11 protein-coding genes and 1 other RNA gene are annotated in these 12,355 nt (G+C 68.2%); 4 read left to right on the top strand and 8 right to left on the bottom strand.

Annotation, left to right across the window (positions count from 1 at the left end; all coding sequences use genetic code 11):
- Nucleotides 1-94 precede the first annotated feature (94 nt).
- The 3 genes from XcodCFBP4690_RS15775 (at nt 95) to XcodCFBP4690_RS15765 (ending at nt 3,617) form a co-directional block, all read left to right on the top strand.
- On the top strand, nt 95-1,471 hold the full coding sequence (locus tag XcodCFBP4690_RS15775; protein WP_104542299.1) for an MATE family efflux transporter: 1,377 nt from the start codon (nt 95-97) through the stop codon (nt 1,469-1,471).
- Nucleotides 1,472-1,555: 84 nt separating this feature from the next.
- The gene (gene sppA, locus XcodCFBP4690_RS15770; protein ID WP_104542297.1) at nt 1,556-3,457 is read left to right on the top strand and encodes a signal peptide peptidase SppA; all 1,902 of its coding nucleotides are present in this window, start codon (nt 1,556-1,558) and stop codon (nt 3,455-3,457) included.
- Nucleotides 3,458-3,541: 84 nt separating this feature from the next.
- A non-coding RNA gene (locus tag XcodCFBP4690_RS15765) (sX9 sRNA) lies at nt 3,542-3,617 on the top strand.
- 159 nt (nt 3,618-3,776) lie between these two features.
- Here the strand turns inward: XcodCFBP4690_RS15765 and XcodCFBP4690_RS15760 are convergent.
- The gene (locus XcodCFBP4690_RS15760; RefSeq protein WP_104542295.1) at nt 3,777-3,992 is read right to left on the bottom strand and encodes a hypothetical protein; all 216 of its coding nucleotides are present in this window, start codon (nt 3,990-3,992) and stop codon (nt 3,777-3,779) included.
- A gap of 106 nt (nt 3,993-4,098) precedes the next feature.
- Here XcodCFBP4690_RS15760 and XcodCFBP4690_RS15755 point away from each other — a divergent pair, with 106 nt between their 5' ends.
- Nucleotides 4,099-4,875 (top strand): SDR family oxidoreductase, encoded by a 777-nt coding sequence (locus XcodCFBP4690_RS15755; protein ID WP_104542293.1) that lies wholly within the window; start codon nt 4,099-4,101, stop codon nt 4,873-4,875.
- A gap of 61 nt (nt 4,876-4,936) precedes the next feature.
- Here the strand turns inward: XcodCFBP4690_RS15755 and XcodCFBP4690_RS15750 are convergent, their stop codons facing one another.
- The 7 genes from XcodCFBP4690_RS15750 to XcodCFBP4690_RS15720 form a co-directional block, all read right to left on the bottom strand.
- On the bottom strand, nt 4,937-5,572 hold the full coding sequence (locus XcodCFBP4690_RS15750) for a DUF4124 domain-containing protein (protein WP_410049719.1): 636 nt from the start codon (nt 5,570-5,572) through the stop codon (nt 4,937-4,939).
- A complete protein-coding gene (locus tag XcodCFBP4690_RS15745) occupies nt 5,569-6,345 on the bottom strand; it encodes a hypothetical protein (RefSeq protein WP_104542291.1) in 777 nt (258 codons plus the stop codon). The genes XcodCFBP4690_RS15750 and XcodCFBP4690_RS15745 overlap by 4 nt, the downstream gene beginning before the upstream one ends.
- Nucleotides 6,346-6,528: 183 nt before the next feature.
- Nucleotides 6,529-7,092, bottom strand: a complete 564-nt coding sequence (tsaC, locus tag XcodCFBP4690_RS15740; RefSeq protein WP_104542289.1) for an L-threonylcarbamoyladenylate synthase type 1 TsaC — start codon at nt 7,090-7,092, stop codon at nt 6,529-6,531.
- An 8-nt stretch (nt 7,093-7,100) separates the two neighbouring features.
- Nucleotides 7,101-9,593, bottom strand: a complete 2,493-nt coding sequence (locus XcodCFBP4690_RS15735; protein WP_104542287.1) for a DNA topoisomerase I — start codon at nt 9,591-9,593, stop codon at nt 7,101-7,103.
- A 180-nt stretch (nt 9,594-9,773) separates the two neighbouring features.
- A complete protein-coding gene (locus XcodCFBP4690_RS15730) occupies nt 9,774-11,051 on the bottom strand; it encodes an RDD family protein (protein WP_104542285.1) in 1,278 nt (425 codons plus the stop codon).
- 41 nt (nt 11,052-11,092) lie between these two features.
- The gene (locus XcodCFBP4690_RS15725; RefSeq protein ID WP_104542283.1) at nt 11,093-11,815 is read right to left on the bottom strand and encodes a pilin; all 723 of its coding nucleotides are present in this window, start codon (nt 11,813-11,815) and stop codon (nt 11,093-11,095) included.
- 40 nt (nt 11,816-11,855) lie between these two features.
- Nucleotides 11,856-12,329, bottom strand: coding sequence for a DUF494 family protein (locus tag XcodCFBP4690_RS15720; RefSeq protein ID WP_104542281.1), 474 nt, complete (start codon nt 12,327-12,329; stop codon nt 11,856-11,858).
- Nucleotides 12,330-12,355 lie beyond the last annotated feature (26 nt).

Below are 12,355 nucleotides of genomic sequence, written 5' to 3'. Positions count from 1 at the left end.
CCGTGTCGGGAAGTACGCGTAAGATGGCGGCCCCGCGCGACCCGGTGCCAGCGCCTCCCGGCACGGCCGCAGTCCGCGCGGCGATCGGTTTGTCATGTCTGTCTCTGCCACACCTGCGTCCGCGGCGCCGGGCTTCGCCTCGGAAATGCGCACCACCGGCCTGCTGGCCCTGCCGCTGGTGCTCGGTCACGTCTCCACCGGCTTGATCGGTTTCGTCGACAACGTCATCGCCGGTCACCACGGCACCGCCACGCTGGCGGCGGTGACCATCGGTACTTCGCTGCTGTGGCTGCCGATGCTGGTGCCGATCGGCACCCTGATTTCGTTGACCGCCTCGGTGTCGCAACTGCTCGGTGCCGGGCGCGAGCGCGAGATCGGGCCGCTGTTCCGTCAGGCGCTGTGGTTGTCGCTGGGGTTGAGCGCGCTGATGTTCGCGTTCCTGAGCGTGGTGCCGCCGCTGCTGCCGACCTTCGGCATTGCGCCGGACATCGTGCCCGGCGCCACCGACTTCCTGCATGCGGTGCGCTGGGGCGTGCCGGCGCTGACGTTCTACTTCTGCATGCGCTATCTCAGCGAAGGCATGCACTGGACGCTGCCGACCATGCTGCTGGGCTTCGGCGGGCTGCTGGTGCTGGCGCCGCTGGGCTATGCGCTGACCTATGGCCGGTTCGGGTTCGCCGAGCACGGCGCGCAGGGGCTGGGCATGGCCTCGGCGATCACCATGTGGGTGCAGGCCAGCGTGTTTGCGCTGTACCTGTGGCGCGCGCGGCGGTTTGCCCATCTGGAGTTGTTCACCCACCTGGAAGGGCCGCGCTGGCGGGCGATCGGCGATCTGCTGCGCACCGGATTGCCGATCGGCATCACCGTGCTGATGGAAGGCGGGTTGTTCATCGTCACCGCGCTGCTGATCGGCCGGCTGGGCGCGACCGAAGCGGCCGCCCACCAGATCGCCATCAATGTCGCGCAGCTGTGTTTCATGATCCCGATGGGCGTGGCCGAGGCCACCACCGTGCGCGTGGGACATGCGGTCGGCCGCGGCGACCCGCTGGCGATGCGTCGCGCCACCTGGGCCGGTTACGCCATCGTGCTGGGCACCCAGGCGCTGTCGGCCAGCGTGCTGTTGCTGGGGCACGACGCCATCGTGAGCGTGTATACCGACGATGTGGCAGTGGCGGCGCTGGCGTCGGTATTGCTGCTGTTTGCCGCCACCTTCCAGTTTCCCGATGGCATCCAGGTGCTGTCGGCCGGCGCGCTGCGCGGGCTCAAGGACACGCGTGTGCCGATGTTTCTGGCCATGGTCTCGTACTGGGGCGTGGGCATGCCGATCGGCGCCGGGCTCGGGCTGGGCCTGGGCTGGGGGCCGCAAGGCATGTGGGTCGGCCTGATCCTGGGCCTGACCGTGGCCTCGGTCCTGATGGGCTTGCGCTTCCGCCACACCAGCCGGCGGCTGACCGCCACCGCGGCACCCTGACTTTCAGCGCATGCCGCCTGCACGGCGCAGCCGGTATGCTGGGCGCCACGATCTGTCCGCAACGTCTTTTCGACGGAGTTTTCCATGAACCACCCCGCGCCTCGCAGTCCCATCGCCAGCTTCTTCGTCGGCCTGTGGGATGTGATGAATTTCACCCGGCGCCTGATCTTCAACCTGGTGTTCTTCGGTTTCCTGTTCCTGCTGTTGCTGATCGTCGTGGTGGCGATGGCGCGCGGCGACGGGACCAAGCCGCTGGCCGAGCGCACCACGCTGGTGATCAATCCCGAAGGCACGCTGGTCGAGCAATTCAGTGCCGATCCGGTGAGCCGGTCGCTGGCCAAGGCGGTGGGCGACAAGAGCGCCGAGGAGGTGCAGTTGCGCGACCTGGTGCGGGTGATCGAGGCGGCCGGCAAGGACCGCAAGATCGAGCGGGTGGTGTTGAACCTGGACAAGCTGCAGCCGTCCGGCTTCGCCTCCCAGCGCGAAGTGGCCGCTGCACTGCAGAAGCTGCGCGCTTCCGGCAAGCAGATCGTGGCCTTCAGCGAGAGCATGAGCCAGGGCCAGTACCTGCTCGCCGCGCAGGCCAACGAGGTATACCTGGACCCGATGGGCAGCGTGCTGCTGGAAGGGCTTGGCCGTTATCGCCAGTACTTCCGCGAAGGCCTGCAGGACAAGCTCGGCGTGGACGTGCACCTGTTCCGCGTGGGCGAGTACAAGTCCGCCGCCGAGCCCTACATCCTGGATGCAGCGTCGGCCGATGCCAAGGAAGCGGACCTGTTCTGGATGAACGACGTGTGGCAGCGCTATCTGGCCGACGTGGGCAGCGCGCGCAAGCTCACCCCTGCGCAGCTGACCGCCGGCATCGATACCTTGCCCGAAGGCGTGGTGGCCGCCGGTGGCGACCTGGCCAAGTTCGCGCTGCAGCAGAAGCTGGTGGACGGGCTCAAGACCCGCGAGGAAGTCGATGCATTGCTGACCAAGCGCGGGGTGGCCGACAGCGATGCCGACAGCGGCTTTCGCAATATCGGCTTCAACGATTACCTGAGCCAGTTGCAGGCGCAGCGCTCGCCGATGGACAGCCGCCCGCAGGTGGCCGTGGTCGTGGCCGCCGGCGAGATCAGCGGTGGCGAGCAGCCGGCCGGCCGCATCGGTGGTGAGTCCACTGCCGCGCTGCTGCGCCAGGCGCGCGACGACGACGAGGTCAAGGCGGTGGTGCTGCGGGTGGATTCGCCCGGTGGCGAAGTGTTCGCCTCGGAGCTGATCCGGCGGGAAGTGGTCGCGCTCAAGCAGGCCGGCAAGCCGGTGGTGGTGTCGATGGGCGACCTGGCCGCGTCCGGTGGTTACTGGATCAGCATGAATGCCGACCGCATCTACGCCGACCCCTCCACGATCAGCGGCTCGATCGGCATCTTCGGCATGGTGCCGAACCTGACCCGCGCGCTGGACAAGATCGGCGTGCATACCGACGGCGTGGGCACCACGCGCTTTGCCGGTGCTTTCGACATCAGCCGTCCGCTGGACCCGGCTGCCGGCCAGGTGATCCAGTCGGTGATCAACAAGGGCTATGCCGACTTCACCGGCAAGGTGGCGCAGGCGCGGCACCAGTCGGTGGAGGCGATCGACAAGGTGGCGCGTGGTCGGGTGTGGAGCGGTGCGCAGGCCAAGCAGCACGGCCTGGTGGACGCCTTCGGCGGCATGCAGGAGGCGGTGGCCGATGCGGCCGACCGCGCCAAGCTGGGCCGCGGCAAATTCCGCGTGCGCTATGTGGAAAAGCCGGCCACCCCGTTCTCGCAGTTCATGAGCGGCTTTGCCGGCAGCCGCATGGGCGCCTGGATGCTGGGCGACTCGGGCATGGCCCGCGCCCTGCTGGCGCGCTCGCTGCCGGAAGTGGACACGCAACTGCGCTTCGTCGAAGACGCCGTGCAGGACAGCAAGGCCGGCGGCACGCCGGTCAAGGCGCTGGCGTATTGCTTCTGCGGGTTCTGACCCGGCAGGTTCTGCCAGTACTTAGAGCAGCTAGCAAAACGACTGCGCGGCCGCCAGGCGGGCGCGGTCGGTGCTCGGTGCGGCGTGTACCACTCGTACATTGCGGTTCCTCCGCGCCGTCCGCACCCACCTGACGACCGCTCGCTACGTTTTGTTAGCCGCTCTTAATCGCGATGGCGCCGGCCGTGTGCCGGCATCGTCGTTTCCGCGGATCGGATGGAGACGGCGCGCGCTGCGGGCAGCTGGCACGTGCCGGCTGCGCATCTGCATGATCGAGCGCACTCATGGCCTGTCGCGGTGCTACATGGGCAGAGTCGGATTACTGCGTGGCGGCATCGATGGCCTTGCGCTGATCGTCGGCCGCCTGGTCGCTGGCGGCCTGCACGGCGTGCGCCTGGTTCAGCGGCGCCTGGATGTGGTCGCGCAAGGCGGTCGCCTGCGGATCGGGCTTCTGATCGGTGGGCGCCGGTTGCGGGCGCTGGCAGGCCGCAACCGGTAACGCCAGAACGGCGGCAAGCATCCAGTGCAGTTTCATCGTCGTGACCTCGCTCGGTGTGGCGGTATCCTAACCCCGCTGTCGCCGCGCTGCGTCAACCACGCCGCCGCAGCTGTTTTCCGCGTATCGAAAGAGGATCATCCACGTGACAACGCACCGCTGGCGGCTGGACGGACAGACCGCGCTCATCACCGGCGCCAGCGCCGGCATCGGTCTTGCCATCGCCCGCGAGCTGCTGGGCTTCGGTGCGGATCTGCTGCTGGTGGCGCGCGATGCCGATGCCTTGGCGCAGGTGCGCGACGAACTGGCCGACGAGTTCCCGGAGCGCGAACTGCACGGCCTGGCCGCCGATGTCTCCGACGACGAGGAGCGCCGCGCGATCCTGGACTGGGTGGAAGACCACGCCGACGGCCTGCACCTGTTGATCAACAATGCCGGCGGCAACATCACCCGCGCGGCGATCGACTACACCGAGGACGAGTGGCGCGGCATCTTCGAAACCAACGTGTTTTCCGCCTTCGAACTGTCGCGTTACGCGCATCCGCTGCTGACCCGGCACGCCGCCTCGGCCATCGTCAATGTCGGCAGCGTCTCGGGCATCACCCATGTGCGCAGCGGCGCGCCCTACGGCATGACCAAGGCCGCGCTGCAGCAGATGACGCGTAACCTGGCGGTGGAATGGGCGCAGGACGGCATTCGCGTCAATGCGGTGGCGCCGTGGTATATCCGCACGCGACGCACCTCCGGGCCGTTGTCGGATCCGGACTACTACGAGCAGGTGATCGAACGCACGCCGATGCGCCGCATTGGCGAGCCCGAAGAGGTCGCTGCCGCGGTGGGTTTCCTGTGCCTGCCGGCTGCCAGCTACATCACCGGCGAATGCGTCGCGGTGGATGGCGGCTTCCTGCGTTACGGGTTCTAGAGTTGCTTGCACCGCGTAGCGGGCGGTTGCTCGCTCAAGCTTTGCACGGACGCAATATCCGTCAAGGCGTGGCCGCGGGATTGGCGCAGCGGCTTTCCTCCAGCACGCGCCGCATCTGCTCGTAGCGCTGTTTGCGCTCGGCCGATTGCGCTTCATCGGAGAAGCGCCAGCTTGATTCGGCCTGCTCGGCGCGTTTGCTCCAAGCCTCGCACAGGCTCTGGTCCGGTACCGGTGCACAGCGGTCGGTGACCACTTCGCAGGCACTGCCGCCACCGGTTGCCGGGCCGCCGGCCAGGTTGGTGGTCTGCATCGGCAGGCAACGCGTGGCCGGTTCGCGGTCTTCGGTGAAATAGCGGCCGTTGTCGTGCGCGGTGCATTCGAACAGCGGTGGTGGAGGAAGTGTGGACATAGATGTGATCGGTGCTGGTGCTTGGGCGGCAGGCGCGGCGGCCGGCGGCGCTGGCGCAACCGGTGCCGTCCGCACCGGCGCAGGCGCAGGCGGTGTGCCAGGTGCGAACGGCACGGCGGCCGGTGCGGTCATCAGCTTCTTCTGTTGCTGCATGCCCTTCGGGCACGGCATGTTCTGCACCATGAGCGCGCCGCTGGGATCGGTGCAGCGGTAGATGGCCACGTCCTGGGCATTGCCGCCCGATACCCAGGCCATCGCCAGCAGGGCGGCTAGGCGCATGCGGCTCATACGCCGCCGCAGTCGCGTTGCTGGCGCGCTTCGATGCCACGCTGTTCGCGGCTGAGTTCCACCCGCTCGCTCTGCAGGGCGCTGTTATAGCGACGGATCAGCTCCCAGCGGCGGTCGGCCAGGCGTGCGCACACTTCCTGCTCGGGCAGCGCATGGCATTCGTCGCGGATCTGCACATTGCCGTAGGGCACGATCACCGTGCCGCCATAGCCGCCTTGATAGTTGCCCTGATAACGGCCCTGGTAAGCGTCGCTGCCGAAGCTGGCACTGCCGCGGATGCCGCCGCCGCCGCGTCCGGAGCCGCCCTGCACCGAGATCGCGGGGCGCGGGTTGACCGGAAGCGGCGGGCGCAGGGTGCCGGCAGGTGGCGGAGGCGGGGCGATGCCGTTGCCCACATAGGCCGGTCCCCAGGTCGGCACCCAGCGCGGATTGCCTTCCGGGCTGTCGCTGGTATAGCGGGTGCCGTCTTCGGTGGTGCATTCGTACATCGGCTGCGGCGGTTGCACGGTGACGATGCGGACCTCGCGCGCGGGCGGCGCGGCAACCGGTGCCGGGGCTTCCGGGCGTGGCGGGCGCGGTGGCGGATCCTGCGGGCGCTGCATGTCCAGCACCTGCTGGCGCCCACTACTGCACGGCGCGTCCTGCAGGGCAACCGTGCCGGTGCTGCTGACGCAGCGATAGACCCGCACGTTCGGGTCGGGCTTGCTGGCCGTGTTCGCTGCCCACACAGGCAAGACACAGGCCAGCAACAGAAAGATCGGGAAAGTGCGCATGGCTCTGAGTGTGCGCGCTCGGCGGCCACGCCGCAAAGTGGGGCTGGCCGCCAGGGCGCGACGCGCGCGTGGTCTGGCCGAGAGGTGGTGCCGGGCCCGATGCGGCTTCATCCTGGCAGCGGGTACTGGTCGCCATCCGTGCACCGCAGCGTGATCCCTCAAGCTGGCCAGGCAGGCGCGGTTTCAGTCGCGCAGGACCTGGCCGGTACGCGCATCGCGGATGGTGGTGGGCTGGGCTTGCCCGCCGACGTCGCCAGCCAGCACGCCGTCGATGCTGGTCAGCAGGGCCGGGTCCAGCGCGTCGCGGCTGCGCGCCGGCGGCTGCCCGGCCAGGTTGGCGCTGGTGGACACCAGCGGCGCACCCCAGGCCGCGCACAGCGCCGCCACCAGCGGATGGGCGCTGATGCGCACCGCCAACCCGTCATGGGTGCCGGTGACCCAGCGCGGCGCGCGGTCGGTGATCGGCAGGATCCAGGTGTTCGGGCCGGGCCAGCTGGCCAGCACGGCCTGCCTGCGGGCCGGTTCCAGCGCGTCCAGGTCGACCCAGTCGCGCAACAGCGCCACATCCGAGGCCACCACGATCACGCCCTTGTCCACCGGCCGCCGCTTGATCTCCAGCAGCCGCAACACGGCCGCTTCCCGGGCCGGGTCGCAGCCCAGCCCCCACACCGCCTCGGTGGGGTAGGCGATCACGCCGGCCTCGCGCAGCGCGGCGACGGCGCCATCCAGGCTGAGTGCGCGATCCATGGCGTGGCTCAGCCTGCCGCCTTGCTCGCGGTCTTCTTGACCACGCGCTTGGTCGCCTTCTTGGCGACGGCCTTCTTGGCCGGTGCCTTCTTGGCCGCCGTCTTGGTGGCAGCAGGCTTGGCCGCGGTCTTCTTGACGGCGGTCTTCTTCGGCGCCGAATCCTTCACCGCAGTCTTCTTGAGCGTGGCCTTCTTGGCGCCGAAGCCCTTGCGCACCGGCTTGCCGGTGTCGGCCAGCAGCTGCTGCACTTCCTCAAGGCTCAGCGAGGCGGGCTCGCGGTCCTTGGGGATCTTGCCATTGAGCTTGCCATCGCTGATGTACGGGCCGAAGCGGCCGTTGAGCACCTGGATGTCGCTGCCGTCGAATTCCTTGATGACGCGGTTGCGCGCGATCTCTTCCTTCTCTTCGATCAGGAACACCGCGCGTGCCAGGTCGATGGTGTACGGGTCGTCCTCCTTCTTCAGCGACGCATACACGCTGCCGCGACGCGCGAACGGGCCGAAGCGGCCGATCCCGACGCTGACGTCCTGGTCCTTGTCCTGGCCCAGCGCGCGCGGCATCTTGAACAGTTCCAGCGCATCCTCGATGGAAATCGAGTAGATGCTCTGGCCCGGCCGCAACGAGGCGAAGGTGGGTTTTTCCTCGTCTTCCACGGTGCCGATCTGCACCATCGGGCCGAAGCGGCCGATGCGCGCGCTCACTTCCTTGCCGCTGACCGGATCGGTGCCGAGCACGCGCACGCTGCCGGCATCGGTCTTGTCCAGCGAATCCTTCTTGTCCTCGACCAGTTCCTTGAACGGGCCCCAGAACTTCTCCATCAGCGGGATCCACTCTTCCTCGCCACGCGAGACCGCATCCAGGTCGTCTTCGAGCTTGGCGGTGAAGTCGTAATCCACGTAACGGGTGAAATGCCCGGACAGGAACTTGGACACGGCGCGGCCCACGTCGGTGGGACGGAAGCTGCGGCCTTCCATTTCCACGTACTTGCGGAACTGCAGGGTCTGGATGATCGAGGCGTAGGTGGACGGACGGCCGATGCCGTATTCCTCCAGCGCCTTGACCAGCGCCGCTTCGGTGTAGCGCGGCGGCGGCTGGGTGAAGTGCTGGTCGGTGACGATGCGGTCCAGCGGGATGTTGTCGCCGGCCTTCATCAATGGCAGCTTGCGGCCTTCGTCCTCGTCCTCGCTGCTCTTGGTGTCCTTGCCTTCTTCGTAGACGGCCAGAAAGCCCGGGACCACCACGGTGGTGCCGCTGGCGCGGAACACGTGCTCGCTGCCGGCCGACAGGTCCACGCTGACGGTGTTGAGGGTGGCCGGAATCATCTGACAGGCCACCGCACGGCGCCAGATCAGCTCGTACAGGCGGCGCTCGTCCTCGGACAGGAAGCGCGCCACCTGTGCGGGGGTGCGCAGCGCCGAGGTCGGGCGCACCGCTTCGTGGGCTTCCTGCGCGTTCTTGGACTTGGTGGTGTAGGCGTTGGGCTGGTCCGGCAGCGAGGCGGTGCCGAAATCGCGCGCGATCACGTCGCGGATTTCCGCCAGCGCGTCCTGCGACAGGTTCACCGAGTCGGTACGCATATAGCTGATCAGGCCGACCGAGCCTTCGTCGCCCAGCGCCACGCCTTCGTACAGTTTCTGCGCCACCTGCATGGTCTTGCGAGTGGTGAAGCCGAGCTTGCGCGAGGCCTCCTGCTGCAGCGTGGAGGTGGTGAACGGCGGGGCCGGGCGGCGCTTGCGCTCCTTGCTGGCCACGTCGGTGACGTGCAGCACGCCTTGCGCGGCCTGCTGGATGCGCAACCGCGCCGCTTCGGCGGTATCGCCGTCGGTGATGGTGAACTGTTCGAACTTCTGCCCGTCCAGCTTGATCAGCCGTGCATTGAAGGCCTGCGAGGGATGCCGGCACTGCGCATCGATGGACCAGTACTCGCGCGCGATGAAGGCTTCGATCTCTTCCTCGCGCTCGACGATCATGCGCAGCGCCGGCGATTGCACGCGCCCGGCCGACAGCCCGCGCTGCACCTTGCGCCACAACACCGGCGACAGGTTGAAGCCGACCAGGTAGTCGAGCGCGCGGCGCGCCTGCTGCGCATCCACCAGGTCGCCGGCGATCGCGCGCGGCTTGGCCATCGCTTCCTTGATCGCGCGTGGGGTGATTTCGGTGAACACCACCCGCTGCATCGGCTTGTCCTTGAGCAGCCCGCGCTCTTTCAGGATCTCGGCGATATGCCAGCTGATCGCCTCGCCCTCGCGGTCCGGGTCGGTCGCCAGGAAGATGTCGTCGGCGCCCTTGGCCGCGCGCGCGATGGCTTCGACGTGCTTCTCGTTCTTCTCGATCAGGTCGTAGCGCATCGCGAACCCATTGTCCGGATCGACCGCGCCCTCCTTGGGGACGAGGTCGCGCACGTGCCCATACGAGGCCAGGACGGTGAAGTCCTTGCCGAGGTATTTATTGATCGTCTTGGCCTTGGCGGGCGATTCGACGATGAGCAGGTGCTTGGGCATGGTGGCGACTTCTTGGGGCAGAGCCCGGGGGGCGGGTAGCGTGGCCTAATTGGCCGGTCGAGGGAAGCAGATCGGCCGTTTCCCACACGTTAACGCCCGGGAAGTGCTCCCGGGCGTTCAGTTGTCTTTAGAAGGATCACGGCGGACGGCGCCGTGTCAAGCGGCCGGTGCCGCGAACCGCTAGCTCTGGCTCATCCCGATCGTCGCCAGCATGAGGCCGACCACCACGATGGAGACCACCAGCAGCAGCCCGTAGATGGCCAGGACCACGATCGAAACCGTGTCCAGACCCTTGGACTGCAGCTCCGGGTGGTCGGTGAAGGCCCAGCGGTCCACCACCAGGGTGTCGCAGACCTTGTCGTGCGGGGCCTGCTTGCGCGCGCTCATGCCGGCCATGAAGGCCGCCACGACCACGCCGATGCCCAGGGTGAGCACGCTGATCAGCATGTACGCCAGGTAGCGCAGCAGGTTGCGCCAGAAGCCGACGCGTGCGCCATGGCTGTCGGCGCGGACCACCTTGATCCCGCAGGCGAGCTTGCCCAGGCTGGCCTGCAGCCGGCTGGACTGCATCCAGGCGAAATACAGCGTGGGGATGGCCAGCCCGATGCCGTAGGACAGCACCAGCAGCGCAATGCCGAGCGCGCTGCCATCGTCCAGCGCGGAGCCGGCATCGCTCAGCCCGGCGCCGAAGGCGAGCACGAACACCAGCGGGATCACGATCAGGTAGACCGCGAAGGTGGTGACCAGGCTGTCCAGGATGCTGGCCGCCACGCGGCGCCACAGGCCGGCATAGACAACCGGCGCGTCGGGCGCCGCGCTACCGGCGGCCGGTGCGGAGCTGGCTGGGGTATCCCATGCGGTCGGCAATGGCGTGGCGGCCGGTGGCGCTTGGAGTGGGGATGCGGCCGCCGCCGAGGTGGACGGCTGCACGGTCGCGTCTGCTGCGCTGGGCGAACTGGACCACGCAGCATCGTTGTCCGGCGCGACCGGCCCGCTGACCGCGGTCTGGGACTGCGTCGTGGTCGGGTCAGAGGCGGTCTGCAACGTGTCTGGCGCGGACGCGCCGGGCAGCGGCGACGCGGTTGCCGGCACCGCGGGGGTGCTGGCCGCGGCGGCAGCCGGCTCTGCCGGCGCCTGCGGCTCGGCCACGGCAGGGGCCCCCGGCCGCGACCACTCCTGCGCTGGGGCATCGGCAGCCGATGTGTCTGCTGCCGGGGAGGCCGCCTTCGTCAACGCGACCGCTGGCGCATCGGCGGCCGGCGCTACTGGCGTCGGTATTGGCGCGTCCAGGCCCAGTTCGGTCGCGACGTCGCCCAGCGTCACCCACTGCGGCAGATCCTCGCGCCAGACCAGGCTGCTACGGTCGACAAGACCCTGCGGCAGGCGCGCGACCAGCGTGTCCGTGTCCACCGGTCCCTGGCGTTGCCGCTGTGCGTCTGCGTAATACCACTGCGTCATTGATGTCCCCTTGGATGGTGCGATCTGCGTGCAGCGGCCACTCAGCCGCGGCACTGCTGCGGAAGTTGGTGGTCGTCGATCTCGGAACTACAGTGCCAGCGACCGGCATCGGCATCGAAGTCCAGCCACAGCGCCTTGCCGTCGATCTTGGGCGCGTCCGGCGACCGCAGCAGCGCTTCGATCCCGCAATCGGTGGTATCGAAGCGACCGATCTGCACGCTGGCCAGCACATCGGTCGCGTACTGCTCCGGCGCCTGGAAGCCGGCGTCGCCATTGACCGGGCAGCGGCCTTCGCGGGCGAGAAAGTCGGCGATCTGCGGCTTCAGGGGCGCCAGTGCGGACACCGCTTGAGTGACCTTGGCGCGGGTCAGGTAGTCCTTGTAGGCGGGCATGGCGATCGCGGCCAGAATGCCGATCACGGCCACCACGACAAGGCCGCCGATGACCGCGCCCAGCACCACCACCAGCGGCCACCCCGGGCCCTTGGCCGGTGGGTAGGGCGGTGCAGCGACGGAGGAAGCCTGCGGGATGCCGGCTGCGGCGATCGGCAGTGGTGGCGGGACCGGTGCCGTGTGCTGGTCGGTGGATAGCGGCGGGCCGAGTTCGTCGGCGCAGGCGGACAGCGGCCGCCATTGGGCCAGCCCTTCGCGCCAGACCAGCGTGTCCAGGGCGATCTGGCGATCGCGATACAGGCCGCGCAAGACCTCGTCGGTCACCGGGCCACGCCGCTGGCGGTTGCCTTCGGCGTAATACCAACTGCTCATCCCCGTCCCCTCGCACGCACGTCCGTGGCGGCTTCAGCCTTCAGTGTACGGGTTCAGGCTCGTCCAGGAACATCTGGATTTCCATCCAGGCATAGGCCGCTTCTGCGCCCGGCTGGTTGAACAACACCATCAGCACCACCCACTTGAGGTCGTCCAGGTCCAGCTCGTCCTGGTCCAGCGCCATGGCGCGGTCCAGCACCAGCTCGCGCTGGTCGGCATCGAGGATGCGGTGTTGTTCGAGAAACAGCAGGAACCCACGGCAATCCACATCGAGCTTGTCCAGCTCCGGACCATGATAGATCCGCACCGGCCCATCGACGTGCGGGCGCGCGACACTAGGCCGCTGCTCGGAGAGCGCGTCCAGCCAATCGAAGGCCTTGCTGATTTCTGCGGGACTGAAGCCGGCCTGGATCAGGCCGTTCTGAAGCGAGTCACGGTCACGGACCAGGTCCGCGTCTTCGCTGAAATAATGTTCGAACAGGTACAGCAGTACATCGAGAATGCTCTCTTTCATTGCCCCTCGGCCTGCGTCGCGCGACG

This window comes from Xanthomonas codiaei, assembly GCF_002939785.1.
Taxonomy (GTDB): domain Bacteria; phylum Pseudomonadota; class Gammaproteobacteria; order Xanthomonadales; family Xanthomonadaceae; genus Xanthomonas; species Xanthomonas codiaei.
This window is presented reverse-complemented; position numbering and strand designations above follow the sequence as displayed.